This window comes from Microbacterium sp. AG238, from assembly GCF_003610405.1.
Taxonomy (GTDB): domain Bacteria; phylum Actinomycetota; class Actinomycetes; order Actinomycetales; family Microbacteriaceae; genus Microbacterium.
This window is the reverse complement of the sequence record NZ_RAQC01000001.1, coordinates 41,500-59,367: the sequence shown is the minus strand read 5'-3', so window position 1 is coordinate 59,367 and position 17,868 is coordinate 41,500. Positions and strand designations below refer to the sequence as shown.

Below are 17,868 nucleotides of genomic sequence, written 5' to 3'. Positions count from 1 at the left end.
GTGGTCTCTCACGCTAGCGTTCGGAACCGACACCCGGGCCGTGTTGCGTCATGTCGTGAAATGGACTAAAAAGACGCATCCCGACTCGCGAGAGGGCTCTCCGCGGACGTTCAGTACCAGAGGCCGACGCGGGGAACGACCGTCGACGCGAACATCCGCGAGGCGGCGGCGAGGTCGGTGCCTCGCACCCGCCCGGCCCGCCCGAGCGTCTCGGGCGACACGCCACCGAGATACACGGCCGCGAGCTCGACGACCGACAGTTCGAGCGTCTCGGCCCCGGCGGTGCCTCCGGCGTCGTCGGCATCCGTCGCCGCGGACACCGTGGCGGCGCCGTGGTCATCGACCGTCAGCAGGTAGTCCCCCGCCGCGATCTCGAGCGGATCGCTCACCCGCAGCACCACGCGTCCCGCGGCGCCGTACGTGCGTGCCCGGAGAGCCGCGGGCACGTCCACGATGCGCAGGTACTGGTGGTCGAAGACCGTGACCGACGCGGCACGCCGATCGCCGATCATCCACAGGGCCGGCTCGTCCACCGAGCACAGCTCGGCATGGACATGCGCCACGAGATCGAGTTCGAGGAGGAACCGCCACAGCGCGGCATAGGCGTCGTCGGTCTCGGCGATCAGGATCGTCACCTTCGCCGTGCCCTTGACGATGTCGCGCTCGTGAGGCGCGAGCGTGTAGGTGAGGATGCCGCGCACCTCTCCCGCCGCGTCGCGGTACTGCACGCACCGGATGTCGCCGCCGTCCTTCGCATCGGGGTCGGTGCCGGTGAAGCGGTCGCCGTGCCCCGGCGGCAGGGCGATGTCGCCGGGGGTGCGGCGGCGTGTGCGCTCGTGGAGCGTCGCGACCACGTCGCGCGCGACGGTGCGTTCGACGAAGTCGAGGCGCCCCTCCGGCGTCGGTCCGCTCCAGCGCACGCGGCGCGTGTCGATGTCGAGGATCGCGGCGGATGCCGCCGAAGCGAAGCCGTAGCGACCGTACAGCGTCGACTCGGTCACCGTGAGCATCGCGACGGGGAGCCCCGCCGCGGCGACCGTGCGGACCTCGCCCTCGAGGAGCGCTCGTGCGATGCCGCGACGCCGGTGCGTCTGCGCGACGGTGACGGCGCTGATCGCACCGGCGGGGATCGTCCCACCCGGCACGGTGAGTTCGGACGCCCACGACGCGACCGTACCGACCGCCACCTCCGGCATCGGTCCGCTCTCGTCGAACACACCGGTCAGCCGCCGATCACTGTTCCTGCCGCGCGCGCCGGCGATCTGCTCGGCCGAGCGCTCGCCGTCCTGGAAGCCGCGCGCGACGGCCTGGATCCAGCCGTCGAACGCCGGCTCGGCGGCCGGCACCGTTCGATAGGTCAGTCCGCGCTGGGCAAGAGCACGGCGGGACGCCTCGTCGACGTCGCGATGCATCAGGGGGTTCGGGGTCTCGGTCATCGGGTCACCACTTTCGCGCCCGTCACCGGGCCGGAGACATGACGGGCACGGTGGCCCATCGCGGACAGGTTCTGCTCGAGAGCGCGCGCAGCCGTGGCATCGGCGGCGAGAAAGGCGAGAGTCGGGCCGGACCCCGACACGATCCCCGCCAACGCGCCGAGTTCCACGGCGCCATCGAGCAGGTCGCACAGGTCCGGCCGCAGCGCGCACGCCGCTTCCTGCAGATCGTTGCGCAGAGCGCTCGCGAGGAGGTCGGGAGACCCCGAGCGCAGCGCCTGGAGGACGACCGGGTCGACCTCGGGCGCCTCGGGGCGCGGGGCGATGTCGGGCCGCCGGTCGGCTCGCAGCCGGTCGAGCGCTGCGTACACCTCCGGGGTCGAGAGGCCGCCGCCGTCGGCGACCACGACCCAGTCGAAGCGGGCTCGCCCGAGCGCCGGGCTCAAGCGATCGCCGCGCCCCGTGCCCACCGCGCTGCCACCCATGAGCGAGAACGGGACGTCGGCCCCCAGGCGCGCAGCCAGCTCCTGCAGCGCCGGAGACGTGAGCCCGGCGCCCCACAACGCGTCGCAAGCCACGAGGGCCGCCGCGGCATCCGCCGAGCCCCCGCCCATGCCGCCGGCGACCGGTACGGACTTGCAGATGTCCAGATGCACGCCACCCAGATAGCCGACCTCTCGCGCCACCATCCGCGCCGCGCGCAGGGCGAGGTTTCGATCGTCCAGGGGAACGCCGGGCACGGGTTCGCCGGCTTCGTCCACGACGGTCACGGTGAAGTCGTCCGCAGGCGTCGCCACCAGATCCTCGTACAGCGAGACGGCCTGATACACCGAGGCGACGTCATGGTAACCGTCGTCCTGCACGGCTCCGACGTCGAGGAACAGGTTGATCTTGCCGGGAGCCCGCACACGCACGCGGTCGGGGACGGCGCTGAGGCTCATGAGCCGTCCGGCCCGTCCCAGATCGAGCCGATGCGAGCAGCGATGTCGTCGATCCGCCGGAGCTCGTCGTCGGTGAGGTCGGGCCCGTCGAGGGCAGCGAGATTCTCGTCGAGCTGAGCCGTGCGCGATGCGCCGATGAGGGCGGAAGCGACCACGGGGTCGCGCAAAGTCCAGCGGATGGCGAGCTGCGCGAGGGTCTGCCCGCGCTCGCGGGCGAGGTCGCCCAGCTCCCGCAGGCCGGCGAGCGCCGAGGGCGAAAGCCGCCCGTCGTCAGGCAGCGAGAAGCGCTGCATCGAACGCTCCGACGTGCCGTCGCCGAGGTACCGGCCCGTCAGCAGGCCCTGCTGGAGGGGCATGAAGCCGATGGCTCCCATCCCGTCGCGGCGCAGCTGATCGGTGAGCCCGTCTTCGATCCAGCGGTTGAGAATGGAGTACGACGGCTGGTGGATCACCAGCGGCGTGCCGAGTTCGCGGGCCACCGCGGCGGCACGGGCGGAGTTCTCGGCCGAGTACGACGAGATGCCGACGTAGAGCGCCTTGCCCTGTCGCACCAGCGCGTCGAGCGCTCCCACCGTCTCTTCGATCGGCGTCGTGTCGTCCTCGCGGTGCGAGTAGAAGATGTCGACGTAGTCGACGCTCATCCGCTTCAGCGACTGTTCGGCGCTGGCGATGAGGTACTTCCGCGATCCGTGGTTGCCGTAGGGGCCGTCCCACATGTCGTATCCCGCCTTGGACGAGATGATCAGCTCATCGCGGTAGGGAGCGAAATCCTCGCGCATCATGCGCCCGAAGTTCGTCTCGGCCGAACCGTAGGGCGGTCCGTAGTTGTTCGCGAGGTCGAAGTGGGTGATCCCGCGATCGAACGCGTGCCGCAGCACCTCGCGCTGACGGTCGAAGGGGATGTTGTCTCCGAAGTTCCACCAGAGGCCCAGCGAGATCGGCGGCAGGAACAGCCCCGACGAGCCGACCTGGCGATATTCGCTGCTCTCGTAGCGGTCGGGGGCGGCGTTGTAGGGACGGTGCAGGTCTCCGCCGCGCGAAGCGGGGAAGCGGGGCGAGGCGGTCACGATCCGAGCCTATCGACAGCGCAGCCGGCCGCGTCTCGATCTGTGCAGGCTCTCCGAGGTGCGCGGAAACACCGATGTAACGGAGAATGTCTAGTCTGCCTACGAACACACCATTCCCCCGAGGAGGAAACCCTGGCCCTTTCCGCTCTGCCCCGCCGCGAGAACCCCTGGATCGATCTGCCCGCGCGACGCGACGAGGTCGTCCTCGACGAGGGCATTCTGCGTCTCGTCCACGACGCCACGACGCCCGATGCCGCCCGGACCGCTGATCTGCTGCTGCTCGCCGACGCGCTCGACGCGGCCGGCATCCGCGCGCTGCTGATCCGTCACGATCTCCATACCCCCGCCCTCGCGGTCGACCTCGCAGACGCGGAGCGCACCGCGACGGCACTGCGCGCGCTCGGTCGGAACGAGCCGCTCTACCTCAAGGCGAAGGGCGCGGCGCCGGTCTTCGCCGCAGATGCGACCATCCCCGCCGCGGCGCCGCACGCCGTCCGCGCCTACCGTCCGCGCGTGAGCGCCACGGGAGGACGTAGATACGACCACGAGTACGGCGTACGGGTGGAGTTCTGGCGCTTCGGGGAGACCTCCGTCGAGGCACCTCAGGCCAATGCCCTGATGCGTCGCATCACCCCCGCGCAGGACGTCGAGATCGTCACGGCGACGCGATACGGCCGGCAATGGCAGACCGTCGTGGGAATGCTCGACCCTCACCCCCGAGAAGTCACGCACGACATCGACATGGTGTTCTCCTGGGTCGACGGATCGGCCAGCGAGTTCCAACGGCAGCGTGCGGCGCAGCTCTCCGAGTACGTCGTCGGAGAAGGCGACGACGGTCCGGCTCGGTACCGCCATGTCGACGAGCTGCGATACGCGCTGCGAAGCGTCCACATGTACGCCCCCTGGGTCCGCCGCATCTTCATTGCCACCGACTCCCCCGCACCGGCGTGGCTCGCCGAGCACCCCAAGGTGACCATCGTGCGGAGCGAGGAGTTCTTCGCCGACCCCTCGACGCTCCCGACCCACAACTCGCACGCCGTCGAAGCACAGCTGCACCGCATCGACGGCCTCGCCGAGCATTTCCTGTACTCGAACGACGACATGTTCTTCGGCCGCCCGGTGCACCCCGAGCTGTTCTTCTCGCCCGGGGGCATCTCATCGTTCGTCGAGTGCGACGTGCGCATCGGCTCGGGCGACCCGCGCCTCGAACGCTCGGGCCACGACAACGGGTTGCGCGTCAATCGCGCCCTCCTGCAGGAGCGGTTCGGGCGCGTCATCGTGCGCGACCTCGAGCACTGCGCCGCACCGCTGCGCCGGAGCGTCATGAGCGAGCTCGAGCAGACCTTCCCCGAGGACTTCCGGCGCACCGCCGCATCCCGCTTCCGTGCCGCGACGGACATCTCGGTGACCAACTCGCTCTACCACTACTACGCGATGTTCACCGGCCGCGCGCTTCCCACCTCGGTGCCACGCACCCGGTACGTCCAGACGACGCTCGCGCGCTCGCTCGCAGGCATGGAACGTCTCGCGAAGCGTCGCGACATCGACATGTTCTGCCTGAACGACGGCGGCGAGACCGAGGTCCCCGAAGAGATCCGCGTGAGCTCACTGCGCGATGTGCTCGAGCGGATGTTCCCCATCCGCGCGCCGTGGGAGATCCCGGCCGTCAGCGAAGGACAGGTACGGGACGCGTCGGCGGCGCGCTCCGGCGTGAAGCGCTGACGGGAGCGATCCCGGCCTCGGCCAGGCGCCGCTGAGCTTCACGCGCGTCGGTGTACTCCAGCGTCGTCGGCGCGTCGATCGGCACAACCGAGTGGACGACCGTGTCGTCGTAGACGTGCACGAAGTTGAACGACTGGGCGCCGTCCTGCGGGCGGGTGCCGCCCACCGGAACCGTAAGGTCCTGGGCGTAGCAGGTCGATGAGGCCACCGAGACGGGGATGCCGGCGAAGGTCGCGAACGTCGAGTAGTGCAGGTGTCCGGCGATGATGGCGCGCACGTCCGACCCGGCGAGGACCGGGGCGAGCGAACGCTGGTCGCGCAGCTCGACGCTCGCGGCCAGCGGCAGCACGCTCGGCACCGGCGGATGGTGCATCGCGAGGATCGAGCCGAGCGGGGCGGGCGTCGACAGCACCTCCCGCAGCCACGCGAGCTGCGCGGGGCGCACCTCGCCGTGGTGTGCGCCGGGAACACTCGTGTCGAGGGTGATGAGCCGGAGCCCGTCGATCTCGTCGACCCGATCGGCGGTCTCGGTGGTGCCGGACTCGCGCCACAGGGTCTCGCGGAACCCCGCACGGTCGTCGTGATTGCCCATCACCCAGAACACCCGGGTGCCGAGACGCTCGGCGAACGGCTCGACCAGGTCGCGCAGTTCGGCGTAAGCGCCGCGCTCGCCGAGGTCGACGAGGTCGCCGGTGAAGACGATCCCGTCAGGACGGAGGGCTGCCGTCTCGATCGCGTCGAGAGCGCGGCGCAGGTGCGCAGCCGCGTCGACGCGGTCGAAGAGTTGCGAGCCGGCGGCTCGCAGGTGGGTGTCGCTCAGGTGCAGCAGCACCCTCTCGGGTGCCGGGTACTCGGCGCTTCGCATCGTCTCTTCCGGGTCGGGTGATGCTCGCCGCGACGCTCGCGGCTCGCCCCGAATGTTACCGGCATGTTTCGGGAGAACCCGATGACGCGCTGATGATCATTCAGTGAACGGATGCCGCCAACCGCACGAAATCGTCGATCGTGAGCTGTTCGCCGCGCAGCGTCGGGTCGATCCCGGCGGCCTCGAGCGCCGCAGACGCCGATGCCGCGGTACCGCCGAACAGCGGCGAGACGGCCTGGCGGAGCATCTTGCGTCGCTGGCCGAAAGCCGCGTCGATGATCTGGAACGTGCGCCGGCGGAGGGCTTCGTCGCCGCGCGCGTCGGTGTCGCGTTCGAAGGCGACCAGCAGGCTGTCGACGTTCGGGACGGGCCAGAACACCTGCCGCGAGACCGTGCCGGCCAGACGCCATGACCCGTACCACGCGGCCTTCGCGCTCGGCGAGCCGTAGATCTTCGAGCCGGGCGCGGCGGCGAGGCGTTCGGCGACCTCGGCCTGCACCATGACGACGCCGCGCTGGAGGTAGGGGAAGGTCTCGAGGAAGTGCAGCAGCACGGGCACACTGACGTTGTACGGCAGGTTCGCGACCAGCACGGTCGGCTCGCCTGGCAGCTCGGTCACCCGCATGGCATCGGCGTCGACGACCGTGAGCGCGTCGTCGGCGACACCGTGTCTGGCGGCGGTGACCGGGAGGTGCGCGGCGAGGCGGTGATCGATCTCGACCGCCGTGACGCGGGCACCGGTTTCGAGGATCGCCAGGGTCAGCGACCCCAGGCCCGGCCCGATCTCGACGACGCGTTCGTCGGGCTGAACGCGTGCCGCGTGGACGATCTTGCGTACCGTGTTGGCGTCGACGACGAAGTTCTGCCCGAGCTTCTTCGTGGGAGTCACGTCGAGTTCGGCCGCGAGGGCGCGGATCTCGGCGGCACCGAGGAGGGTCACAGGCATGAGGACCAGCCTAGTTGGGCGGCGCCGCGTCGCCCCGCGGACGACGCGGCGCCCGGGTCAGCTGTCTGCGGACGCGGCGGCAGCTGCTCGTGCGGCGCCCGGCAGCGCCTCGAGGATGCGCCCGAGAGCGACGTCGTCGTGTGCCGCGGTGAGGAACCACGCCTCGAAGGCCGAGGGCGGAAGCGACACCCCCGCGTCGAGCATCGCGTGGAAGAAGGCGGCGTAGGCGCCGGCATCCTGACGCGTCGCCGTCTCGTAGTCGGGTACGCCGGCGACGACGGCGGCACCGAAGAAGACGCTGAAGAGCGTTCCGGCACGCTGGACGACGTGGGGCACGCCCGCGGCGTCGAGCGCCGCGGATGCCGCCACCGAGACGGTGTCAGCCGCGCGTGAGATGCGGTCGTACACCCCGGCGTCGGCGAGGCGGAGGGTGGCGAGACCCGCGGCGACCGCGACAGGGTTACCCGAGAGCGTGCCGGCCTGGTACACCGGGCCCAGGGGTGCGAGCAGGTCCATGATCTCGGCACGACCGGCGAGAGCGGCCACGGGGAGGCCCCCGCCGACCACCTTGCCGAAGGTCAGCAGGTCGGGCGCGATGTCCTCCCCCGCCTGGCGCAGGACGCCCCAGTAGCCCGACGGGCCGGAGCGGAATCCGGTGAGCACCTCGTCGCTGATGAGCAGCGCGCCGTGGCGGTTCGTTAGCTCGCGGAGGAACGTCGTGAAGCCCGGGGCGGGTGGGACGACACCCATGTTCGCGCCCGCGGCCTCGGTGATCACCGCGGCGATGTTCGCACCGTGCTCGGCGAAGACCGCCTCGAGGGCCGCCTCGTCGTTGTAGGGCACAACGAGCGTCTGCGCGGCGATCGGTGCCGGGACACCCGCGGACCCCGGCAGCGCGAGGGTCGCGAGTCCCGAACCCGCCTGTGCGAGCAGCCCGTCGGAATGCCCGTGGTAGTGCCCCGAGAACTTCACCAGCAGGTCACGCCCGGTGGCACCGCGGGCGAGCCGGATAGCGGTCATCGTCGCCTCCGTGCCGGTGGAGACGAGGCGGATCTTCTCGGCGATCGGCACGCGGCGGCGGATCTCCTCGGCCAGCTCCGTCTCGGCGGGGGTCGAGGCGCCGAACGACAGTCCGCGACGAGCGGCGTCGACGACGGCATCGATGACCCCGGGATGCGCGTGGCCCACCAGAGCGGGCCCCCAGCTCGCGACGAGGTCGACGTAGTCGCGCCCGTCCGCGTCGGTGACGTATGGTCCGCTCGCCGAGACGTAGAAGCGCGGTGTGCCGCCGACCGAGCCGAAGGCGCGGACCGGCGAGTTCACACCACCGGGGATGACGGCTCGGGCCCGATCGAACAGTTCGTCGTTGCGGCTCATGCGAAGTCCTTTCCGGCGCGGATCCAGTCGGCCACCTCACGGGCCCAGTAGGTGAGGATGACATCGGCGCCGGCCCGGCGGATGCCCACTAGGGATTCCGCGATCGTGCGCTCGCGATCGATCGCGCCGGCACGCGCGGCGAGCTCGATCATCGCGTACTCCCCCGACACCTGGTAAGCCCACACGGGCACGGTGGCGGCGTCGGCGACGCGCGCCAGCACGTCGAGGTAGGGGCCTGCGGGCTTGACCATGACGTAGTCCGCGCCCTCGGCGATGTCCTGCATGGCCTCGGCGACGCCCTCGCGGCCGTTGGCGGGGTCGAGCTGGTACGTGCGGCGATCGCCCTGCAGGGTCGACTCGACGGCGTCGCGGAACGGCCCGTAGTACGCCGAGGCGTACTTCGCCGAATAGGCCAGGAGTGCGACGTCGGTGTACCCGGCCGCGTCGAGCGCGCCACGGATGACCGCGACCTGACCGTCCATCATCCCCGAGAGCCCGAGCACTTCCGCGCCCGCCCGGGCCTGAGCCAGCGCCATCTGCGCGTAGACCTCGAGGGTGGCGTCGTTGTCGACCGAGCCGTCGGCGGCGAGCAGACCGCAGTGGCCGTGGTCGGTGAACTCGTCGAGGCAGAGGTCGGCCTGCACCGTGATGCGCCCCTGCGCGGCATCGCGCGCGACCCGGATGGCGCGGTTGAGGATGCCGTCCTCGGCGACCGCGCCCGATCCCTCGGCGTCGCGGACGGCGGGTACGCCGAACAGCATGATGCCGCCGACGCCCGCGTCCGCGGCATCCGTCACGACGCCCGCGATCGCCTCGAGCGGATGCTGCATGACGCCGGGCATGCTCGCGATCGGCAGCGCCTCGTCGATGCCCTCCTTCACGAAGACGGGCAGCACGAGCTGCGCGGCGACGAGGTGGTGCTCGGTGGACAGCCGGCGCATCGCGGGAGTGCGACGCGTGCGGCGCAGGCGACGCTCGGGGAAGGTGCTCATGGGGAATCCTCTGGTGCGGGTCGCGCGTCGAGCTCTGCGATGAGGGCGTCGACGCTCTGCGAGTGTGCGGTGTGGTGCACGGTGTAGCCGAGCTTCTCGGCGTCACGCGTGGTTCCCGGGCCGATCGAGGCGATGAACACCTCGGGTCCGGGGATGCCGACCTGGCGGCGGAGCTCGCGGCCGACGCTGAGCGACGTCAGGAGCACGGTGTCGATCGCTCCGGTGCGCACCTCGTCGGCGATCTCGGGGGTCAGGTCGACCCCCACCGTCCGGTACGCGATGCAGACGTCGACCTCGTAGCCCTGGAGCTCGAGCTCGTCGCTGATGACAGCCATCGCGAGGTCGGAGCGGAGCACGAGGCAGCGTCCCGTCGATCGCGGCGAGCGACCGGCACACCACTGCGCGATCATGTTCGTCGCCGACGAGGTGCCTACGGGAACGAACTCGACCTCGAAGCCCGCGTCGGCGACGGCGCGCGCCGTCGGTCGCCCGACCGCGGCGATGCGGGTGCCGATCGGAATGCTCACGCGCTGCGCGACCAGCTGCTCGACGGTGGCGGCGCTGGTGATGAACACCCAGGCGTACTCGCCCGCCGCCAAGCGGGCGAACGCGGCGTCACGGGCTGCGAGGTCGCGCGGGGGCCGCGACTCGATGAGAGGGGCGATCACACCCGTCGCGCCGCGTCGCTCGACCTCGTCGCGCACGCGGTCACCCCACGCTCCGCCGCGAGGGATCAGGATGCGCCGTCCGCGCAGACCGCCGGTCATCGGCTCGTCCCCGGCAGATCGGCGATGTCCGCAGCACCGCCGTCCAGCAGTTCGGCCACGACGTCGGCGGCCACCGACTCGCGCGCGTCGTCCGAGGTCAGGTCGGCGTGCAGAGCACGCTGCGCGCGCACCGTGCGCTCGCCATCGGGGGCGTAGACCTCGGCGACGAAGACGGATTCGGCCGCCAGCCCGGTCACGGAGATGCCGACCGGGGCGGCGCATCCGGCCTCCAGGCGGCGCAGGACCGCACGCTCGAGAAGGGCCCGCGACGACGATTCGACATCGTCGACCCGGGCGACGGAACGCCCGATGGGTCCGTCGACATCGGCGGTGCGGATCTCGACCGCCAGGGCCCCCTGCCCGGCCGAGGTCGGCCAGCGGTCGAGGGGGAAGACCTCGCCGATGGCCGCGTCGCGCTCGATCCGCCGCAGCCCCGCCTCGGCGAGGACGATCGCGTCGTACTCGCCGTCGCGCATCTTGCGCAGACGCGTGTCGATGTTGCCGCGGATGTCGCGGACCCGCAGGTCGGGCCGGCGACGCAGCACCTGGGCGACGCGTCGGGGCGAACCGGTGCCGACGACCGCGCCCTCGGGAAGCCCATCGAGGGTCGCCTCGGCGATGGGACCGCACAGGACGTCCCGCTGCGGCGCCCGCGGCGGGACGGCGCCGATCGTCAGCCCCGGATACGGCGCGGTGGGCAGATCCTTCATCGAGTGCACGACGAGGTCGCAGTCGCCGCGGAGGAGCGCCTCACGCAGCGCCGTGGCGAAGACCCCGGTTCCGCCCATCTGGGCGAGCGAGCCGGTCAGGACGTCGCCGTCCGTCGTGATCTCGACGAGTTCGACGGCGATTCCGGTCGCCGCCGTGATCGCGTCGGCGACATGCCGCGACTGGGTCGTCGCGAGCAGGCTCGCGCGTGTTCCCAGGCGCAGGACCGGCTCGGTCGACCTGTCGACGTCGGGTGCGACGGCTGTCACGGCGCCACCCCCGCGAGCGCAGGCTGGAAGCCCAGCCGCTTGTTCTCGCAGCATCCCGGCCGGCACACGTCGTACCACGGGCCCAACGACGTCACCGCAGGGCGCTCCTCGACCGGCGTTCCGTTCAGTCGCTCTTCCACGAGGTCGACCAGACCCGCGACGTAGGCCGGGTGCGTGCTCGGCGAGGCGGTGCGAACGGCGAACAGACCGTGCTCCTCGGCCGTCTCCATCGCCTCGGTGTCGAGGTCCCACAGCACTTCCATGTGGTCGCTGACGAATCCGAGCGGCACGATGAGCACGGCCTTGCGGCCGGCGGCGGGAAGCTCCGCGATCGCGTCGTTGATGTCGGGCTCGAGCCACGGCACGGACGGCGGGCCGGAGCGGCTCTGGAACACCAGCTGCCAGGGGCTCGTCGTGCCGAGCTCGGCCACGATCGCCTCGGCCACCGCGGTGTGCTGCGCGACATATGCGCCTCCGGCGCCGAAGCCGCGCTCGGGCGGGCCGGAACGGTCGGCGTCGGAGTTGGGGATCGAGTGCGTCGAGAAGAGGATCTCGATGTCGGCGTCGGCTATGCCGCGCTCGCGCACCTTCGCCAGACCCTCGCGGATCCCGTCGACGAACGGGGCGACGAACCCGGGGTGGTCGAAGAACTGCCGCACCTTGTCGATCTCGATCTCGCCCGCCAGGCTCGTCGCCTCCATCGCGTCGGCCAGGTCTTCGCGATACTGGCGGCACGACGAGTACGAGCTGTAGGCGCTGGTCGCGATCGCGATGACGCGCCGGTGTCCGTCGGCGTGCAGCTCGCGCAGCGCGTCGTCGACGTACGGCATCCAGTTGCGGTTGCCCCAGTAGACCGGAAGCCCGAGCCCGCGCGCGGCGATCTCCGCCTCGAGCGCGGCCTTCAGCTCGCGGTTGTGCTGGTTGATGGGCGAGACTCCGCCGAAGTGACGGTAGTGGTGGGCGACCTCTTCGAGGCGCTCATCCGGGATACCGCGCCCCGCGGTGACGTTGCGGAGGAACGGCAGGACGTCGTCCTGCCCCTCCGGCCCACCGAAACCGAGCAGCAGCAGCGCGTCGTACGACGTGGGCTCGCTCACGTGCGGCGCTCCCCCGCACGAGGCGGGACCGGCCGCGGGAACTGCGCAGCCCGGGGCGCACGGCGGCGCGCTCTGCGCGCGCGGCGGCTTGGGTCGGAACTCGTTCGCGCTCATCAGGACAGCACCTCCGCCAGTTCGGACACCTCGACGCGTCGGCCGGTGTAGAAGGGGACCTCTTCGCGGACGTGTCGCCGCGCATCGGTGGCGCGCAGATCGCGCATGAGGTCGACGAGGCTGATCAGCTCGTCGCTCTCGAGGGGCAGCAGCCACTCGTAGTCGCTGAGGGCGAAGGTCGAGACCGTGTTCGCGATGACGTCCGAGAACTTCGCGCCGCGACGGCCGTGCTGGGCGAGCATCGCCGAGCGCTCTTCCTCGGGAAGCAGGTACCACTCGTAGCTGCGCACGAACGGGTAGAGGCACAGCCACTCGCGGGCGTGCTCGCCGCGGAGATAGCCGGGGACGTGACGCTTGTTGAACTCCGCCTCGCGGTGCACGCCCATCGCGCTCCACTCGAGGTCGAAGGCGGCCAGCGCCGCTGTGCGGCGCAGCTCGCGCAGTGCGCGCTGCAACGCCGCCGGGTCGTCGTCGGAGCCGGGAGCGGTGTGCAGCCAGACCATCAGGTCGGCGCCTGCCCGCATGCCGGTGACGTCGTACAGACCGCGCACCGTCACACCGGCGCCGGGCAGTCCGCCCACGACGCGCTCGAGCTCGGCGAGGTCGGCATCGGTGGGAGCCTGCGGGCGCGGGCGGGGGCCGGCGAGGATCGCGAAGAGCGTGTAACCGAGTGGAACCTGTTCGGTCATCGGAAGTCCTTTCGAACGGAGGAATCGGCGAGAAGTTCGTGCGCGAGAGCGCGGGCATGCGGGATGACGGATGCGAGACCCGTTCCGGCGGCGACGGCTCCGGTGACGTGGATGCCGCGGGCCGCGGCATCCATCACCGTCGCGGTCCACGCGTCGGACTCGGCCGGGACCACGGCGTCGCGCCATCGGGTCGTGATGACCTCACCGATGTCGGCCCGGTCGACGCGCGCACCGGTGAGGTGCGAGATCTCGCGTGCCACGGCCCCAGCGGAGTCGAGACCCGTGGTGTCGTCGGCTCGCGCCGACAGGCGGACGAGGTGGGTCCCCTCCGGCAGTGCTTCTCGGGCCCAGGCCCATTTCGCGTCGATGTGGGTGAGTGCCTTGGCGGCGGTGCGCGCGTCGGGCGCGACGATGACGCCCGATCCGACGGGTTCTGCTGCGAGGTCGGGCGCGGTGACGGCCGCGGTGAGCAGGCGGACGGCTGGCTGGATCGGCGCGGTCGCCGCCGCGTCGATCGCGCCGCTGTCCTGCCCGAGCAGGGTCGCCGCGCCACGCGGGCCGGTCGCGATCACGACCACGCCGGCGCGGATGGTCGCGCCGTCGGCGAGCGTCACCGTCGCGGCGGACACGCGTTCGGCGACGAGGTGCGCCACGGCCGCACCGGTGCGGATCACCGCGCCGCGCTCGACGGCGAGAGCCGCGACCGCATCGGCGAGCCGCCACATGCCGCCCGAGATCCCGCCGACCGCGGTGCCACCGGGAGCGTTCGGGGCGACCTCCGCCGCTGCGGCGAGCAACGAGCCGGTGCGCTCGAACGCCGCCCACATCTTCGGGTGGAGCCGCGGCAGCGGAACCGCCGCGGCCGGCTGCGAGTAGATGCTGCGGCACAGCGGATCGACCAGGTCGCGGACGAGCCCCGCGCCGAGGCGCTCCTCGACGACATCCGCGAGCGACGCGGTCGGGTCGATCGGCGCGTCGAGCATCTCGGCCGCGGCCCGCTCGGCCGCGCGGGCGCCGATGATCGCGACGACGTCGGGGGCGAGAGGGTCGGCAGGGATGCCGATGACCGTTCGTCGCGGCAGCGGCAGTCGACTCCAGCGGGGGCCGGGCAGTCCGACGCCGTGCTGCGAGACCAGATGGGCCGGACCCGACCGTGGCGCGACGACCTCGAGCGGCAGCGCGTAGTCGGCGATGAGTCGCGGCACCGCGTCGGTGCGCTTGGCGAACGACTCCGCGCCCAGGTCGACGTCGATGCCGGCGATGCGTCCGCGGCGCAGCATCCCGCCGATCTGGTCATCGGACTCGACGACCATGACCCGCGCACCCGCGGTGACGGCCTCGAGCGCGACGACGAGTCCGGCGATACCGGCCCCAACGACGATGACGTCGGTCTCGACGGTCACGCCGATCGCCACCCGTGGACGGTGCGCACGACCGAGCTGATGGCGTCGGGGTCGGCTTCCATCGGCACCCCGTGGCCGAGGTTGAACACGTGGGCGCGCGCTGCGCGCCCGGCCTCGAGGATGCGGACGATCGCGGCATCGCGCACCTCTGCGGGGGCGAACAGCAGCGCGGGATCGAGGTTGCCCTGCAGCGTGAGGTCGCCGCCCACCCGACGGGCCGCTTCATCCAGTGGCACGCGGTAGTCGACGCCGAGGGCGTCGATGCCGATCGACGCCATGTCGCGCAGGATCTCCCCCGTGCCGACACCGAAGTGGACGAGCGGGATGTGATCGATGCCGGCACCCGCCGGGACCGGAAGGGCGCGCACCGCCTCGAGCGAGGCAGCCGATGCCGGCAACGCTGCGGCTCGATAGTCCTCGGGGGGCAGACCCCCCGCCCACGAGTCGAACAGTTGAGCCGCGCTGGCGCCGGACTCGACCTGCAATGCGAGGAACTCGCCGGTCACCCGGGCGAGCCATTCCGTGAGCGCTCGCCACGCGGCCGGATCCTCGTGGATCAGGCGTCGGGCGGCCAAGTGGTCCTTCGACGGTCCGCCCTCGACGAGGTAGGCGGCGAGGGTGAAGGGCGCGCCGGCGAAGCCGATGAGCGGCAGCGGCTCACCGCGCGACTCCGACTCCTCGGCCAGCATCCCCGTGGTCAGCTCGACGGCGCGGGCGATGGCCTCGCCGCGCTCGCGAACGAGACGCGGGTCGATCTCGACCGCGCGGGCGATGTCGGCCGCCGTCCGGAGCGGGCGCGCGAAAACCGGTCCGCGTCCGGCCGCGATCTCGACCTCGATGCCGAGGATCGCCAGCGGAACGATGATGTCGCTGAAGAAGATGGCCGCGTCGACGCCGTGACGGCGCACCGGTTGCAGCGTGATCTCGCTCGCCAGCTCGGGTGTCAGGCACGCGTCGAGCATCGATCCCTGCGACCGCAGCGCGCGGTACTCGGGCAGTGACCGGCCGGCCTGGCGCATGAACCATACGGGGGTCTTCTCGACGCGTTCGCCGAGCAGGGTGCGCACGAGCCGGCTCGAGCCGGTGGCGTGCGTGACGAGAGGGTGGGCGGATGCCGGAATGATGATCTCCTCGAATGAGTTAATCGATATACTAGTCACGATTCCAGGGGGTTTTTCCGCACGTGCTCGTCGCTCTCACCGCGCATCAGCGCTCCACGCCGCTCGCTTCACTCGAGCGACTCTCCGTCATCGGAGACGAAGTCGGCACCCGGTTGACAGATGCCCACGAAGCCATCCAGGGCGCCGTGGTCCTCGCAACCTGCAACCGCTTCGAGGCCTACTTCGACCTGCGCGATGACGCCGACTTCCCCTCGACGATCCCGGCGATGGATGCGGCCATGGAAGAGATCGCGAAGCTGAGCGATCTGCCCTACCGGACCGTCCGCGAGACCGTCGACTTCGCTCACGGCAACAAGGTCGCCCACCACTTGTTCTCCGTCGCATCGGGCCTCGATTCGGTCGCCGTCGGCGAGGACGAGATCGCGGGCCAGGTGCGCCGCGCGCTTGACGACGCGCGACGGGGCGGACTGACGACGGCTCCCCTCGAGCACCTCTTCCAGCGCGCGACGGAGACCTCGCGCGCCGTGAAGAACAGCACGCGCATCGGCGAATCGGGTCGCTCTCTCGTTCGCCTCGCGCTCGAGCTCGCCTCCTCTCGCGTGGCCGATTGGTCGACGGTGCGGGTGCTGCTGGTGGGCACGGGACGGTACGCCGCAGCATCCCTCGCCGCCCTGCGCGACAAGGGCGCCGTCGACGTGCGTGTGCACTCGCGCTCGGGACGCAGCCGGTTCGCGCAACGCGAGCACCTCGTCGCCATCGACGCCGAGCACTACGCCGACGAAGCAGCGGCCGCCGACGTCATCGTCACCTGCACCACGACCACCGACACCTACGCCCTGACCGCGTCCGACCACGCCGCCCGACGCGCCGGCGCCGATCGCACGCAGCTGATCATCGACCTGGGCCTGCCCCGCAACGTCGACCCCGCCCTGCGCGACGTCCCCGACATCGAACTGCTCGACCTCGAGACGATCCGCGTCCACGCCCCCATCGACGAGTTCGCCACCCTCGACGAGGCGCGCGAGATCGTCGCCGGCGCTGCCGCCCGCCATGCCGCGGCCCGGCGCGTGCACGAAGTCGCACCCTCGGTCGTCGCGATGCGGGGATACATCACCGGCATCCTCGACGATGAGCTCGAACGCTCCCGTCTGCGCGGCGAGTCACCGCAGGTCGAGGCGGCATTGCGGCACTTCTCCGGCGTGCTGCTGCACCGTCTCATCGCGCAGGGGCACACCCTGGCGTCGTCCGGCTCGGGTGCCGCCTGGGCGGATGCCGTCGCCACGGTCTTCCCCACCGCAGCAGACGCCCCCGCATCCGCCGGCTCCGTTCCGAGCGAGCGCGCCCCGGGCGGAGTCGAAGCGGGGGCCGGTCGGTCATGACCCGGCAGGTGACCCTGAAAGACATCGCGCTGCGCGCGGGTGTCTCGACGGCCGCCATCAGTCAGGCGCTCAACGATCGCGGAAGCCTGCGCCCCGAGACCCGCGAGCGCATCAAGGCGATCGCCGCCGAGCTCGGCTACCAGCCCAACAAGTACGCCGCCGCGCTGCGGAGCGGCCGCACGATGTCGGTCGGCTTCGTCGTCCCGCAGGATGCCGAGCTCGACCTGTCGAAGCGCGGTGCGCTGCACCGCAGCAGGCATATCGGCGCGCTCGTCAGCGCTGCGGCCGATCAGGGATTCACCGTCACGATGCTTCCCGCTGCGCGGCCCGATCTGCTCCGCGGCGCGCAGATCGACGTCGTCTACTTCGCCGAGGTGGCCGCCGATGACCTGCTGCTGCGCGAGGCCATCGCTCGCGGCATCCCCGTCGCCACGAACGACCTCTATGTCGACACCGAGCTGTCGATCACCGTGCGCACCGGGTACGACGAGGCCGTGCGCTCCGCCCTCGCCCTGCTCGAAGCCGGCGGAGCCCGGCGCATCGGGTTCCTCGTCGACGATGCGGGCTCACCCCGCGACGAGATCGGCGAGACGGCGTATCGCGCATGGAGCACCGTTCGCGGTCGGGAGCCTCTCGTCGCATACCTCGACGCCGAGCACGGCGCGCTCCCCCGCCGGGTCGGCGAGCTGCGCGACGCGGGCGCCGACGCCATCTTCTCGTTCGCCGAGGAAGGCCCGGCGATCTACCTGCAGCTCGAGGAGATGGACTTCGTCATTCCGCGCGACATCCAGTTCGTCGCACTGTGCACGAGCGACTGCGCCGTGAACACCCGGCTGGGCGTCACGCACGTCTGCGTGCACCCGGAGCTCGCTCCCGCCGCGATGTTCCAGGCCCTCAGCGGCATCCGCGATGCCGCGTCACCCGATATCGTCGATCTTCCCTGGGAGATCGTCCGCGGCTCCTCGACGCGCTGAGGCG

16 protein-coding genes are annotated in these 17,868 nt (G+C 71.4%); 3 read left to right on the top strand and 13 right to left on the bottom strand.

Going from position 1 to position 17,868, the window contains the following annotated elements:
* Positions 1–110: 110 nt before the first annotated feature.
* From DEU36_RS00210 to DEU36_RS00200, 3 genes are read right to left on the bottom strand one after another with little or no spacing between them, the layout of a single operon-like run.
* Positions 111–1,436 (bottom strand): GNAT family N-acetyltransferase, encoded by a 1,326-nt coding sequence (locus tag DEU36_RS00210; RefSeq protein ID WP_120262404.1) that lies wholly within the window; start codon positions 1,434–1,436, stop codon positions 111–113.
* Entirely contained in the window at positions 1,433–2,374 is a 942-nt protein-coding gene (locus tag DEU36_RS00205; RefSeq protein ID WP_120262403.1) for a 4-(cytidine 5'-diphospho)-2-C-methyl-D-erythritol kinase, read from the bottom strand. The genes DEU36_RS00210 and DEU36_RS00205 overlap by 4 nt, the downstream gene beginning before the upstream one ends.
* Positions 2,371–3,441: an aldo/keto reductase gene (locus DEU36_RS00200; protein WP_396652139.1), complete on the bottom strand. Its 1,071-nt coding sequence runs from the start codon at positions 3,439–3,441 to the stop codon at positions 2,371–2,373. Before DEU36_RS00200 ends, DEU36_RS00205 begins: the two co-directional genes overlap by 4 nt.
* Positions 3,442–3,573: 132 nt before the next feature.
* Here DEU36_RS00200 and DEU36_RS00195 point away from each other — a divergent pair, with 132 nt between their 5' ends.
* Positions 3,574–5,163 (top strand): stealth conserved region 3 domain-containing protein, encoded by a 1,590-nt coding sequence (locus tag DEU36_RS00195; RefSeq protein WP_120264269.1) that lies wholly within the window; start codon positions 3,574–3,576, stop codon positions 5,161–5,163.
* Here the strand turns inward: DEU36_RS00195 and DEU36_RS00190 are convergent.
* From DEU36_RS00190 to hemE, 10 genes are all read right to left on the bottom strand, one after another.
* Positions 5,108–6,028: a phosphodiesterase gene (locus DEU36_RS00190; protein WP_120262401.1), complete on the bottom strand. Its 921-nt coding sequence runs from the start codon at positions 6,026–6,028 to the stop codon at positions 5,108–5,110. The two genes, DEU36_RS00195 and DEU36_RS00190, sit on opposite strands and share 56 nt — an antisense overlap.
* A gap of 100 nt (positions 6,029–6,128) precedes the next feature.
* Positions 6,129–6,974, bottom strand: a complete 846-nt coding sequence (gene rsmA, locus DEU36_RS00185) for a 16S rRNA (adenine(1518)-N(6)/adenine(1519)-N(6))-dimethyltransferase RsmA (RefSeq protein WP_120262400.1) — start codon at positions 6,972–6,974, stop codon at positions 6,129–6,131.
* Positions 6,975–7,031: 57 nt separating this feature from the next.
* Positions 7,032–8,351, bottom strand: coding sequence for a glutamate-1-semialdehyde 2,1-aminomutase (gene hemL, locus DEU36_RS00180; protein ID WP_120262399.1), 1,320 nt, complete (start codon positions 8,349–8,351; stop codon positions 7,032–7,034).
* On the bottom strand, positions 8,348–9,343 hold the full coding sequence (gene hemB, locus DEU36_RS00175; protein ID WP_120262398.1) for a porphobilinogen synthase: 996 nt from the start codon (positions 9,341–9,343) through the stop codon (positions 8,348–8,350). Before hemB ends, hemL begins: the two co-directional genes overlap by 4 nt.
* Entirely contained in the window at positions 9,340–10,110 is a 771-nt protein-coding gene (locus tag DEU36_RS00170) for a uroporphyrinogen-III synthase (protein WP_120262397.1), read from the bottom strand. The genes hemB and DEU36_RS00170 overlap by 4 nt, the downstream gene beginning before the upstream one ends.
* Positions 10,107–11,087 (bottom strand): hydroxymethylbilane synthase, encoded by a 981-nt coding sequence (gene hemC / locus DEU36_RS00165; protein ID WP_259455152.1) that lies wholly within the window; start codon positions 11,085–11,087, stop codon positions 10,107–10,109. The genes DEU36_RS00170 and hemC overlap by 4 nt, the downstream gene beginning before the upstream one ends.
* The gene (locus DEU36_RS00160) at positions 11,084–12,298 is read right to left on the bottom strand and encodes a ferrochelatase (RefSeq protein WP_120262396.1); all 1,215 of its coding nucleotides are present in this window, start codon (positions 12,296–12,298) and stop codon (positions 11,084–11,086) included. The genes hemC and DEU36_RS00160 overlap by 4 nt, the downstream gene beginning before the upstream one ends.
* Complete coding sequence (hemQ, locus tag DEU36_RS00155; RefSeq protein WP_120262395.1) at positions 12,298–12,987, bottom strand: hydrogen peroxide-dependent heme synthase; 690 nt, start codon at positions 12,985–12,987, stop codon at positions 12,298–12,300. The genes DEU36_RS00160 and hemQ overlap by 1 nt, the downstream gene beginning before the upstream one ends.
* Positions 12,984–14,402 carry an NAD(P)/FAD-dependent oxidoreductase gene (locus tag DEU36_RS00150; RefSeq protein WP_259455151.1) on the bottom strand — a complete coding sequence of 473 codons (1,419 nt, stop codon included), beginning with the start codon at positions 14,400–14,402 and terminating at the stop codon, positions 12,984–12,986. The genes hemQ and DEU36_RS00150 overlap by 4 nt, the downstream gene beginning before the upstream one ends.
* Positions 14,387–15,457 (bottom strand): uroporphyrinogen decarboxylase, encoded by a 1,071-nt coding sequence (gene hemE, locus DEU36_RS00145; protein WP_259455327.1) that lies wholly within the window; start codon positions 15,455–15,457, stop codon positions 14,387–14,389. Before hemE ends, DEU36_RS00150 begins: the two co-directional genes overlap by 16 nt.
* Before the next feature lie 116 nt (positions 15,458–15,573).
* On the opposite strand from hemE, the gene DEU36_RS00140 reads away from it, so the two are divergent.
* Together DEU36_RS00140 and DEU36_RS00135 are read left to right on the top strand one after the other, a co-directional pair.
* Positions 15,574–16,890: a glutamyl-tRNA reductase gene (locus tag DEU36_RS00140; protein WP_120262394.1), complete on the top strand. Its 1,317-nt coding sequence runs from the start codon at positions 15,574–15,576 to the stop codon at positions 16,888–16,890.
* Complete coding sequence (locus DEU36_RS00135) at positions 16,887–17,864, top strand: LacI family DNA-binding transcriptional regulator (RefSeq protein ID WP_120262393.1); 978 nt, start codon at positions 16,887–16,889, stop codon at positions 17,862–17,864. The genes DEU36_RS00140 and DEU36_RS00135 overlap by 4 nt, the downstream gene beginning before the upstream one ends.
* Positions 17,865–17,868: the final 4 nt, after the last annotated feature.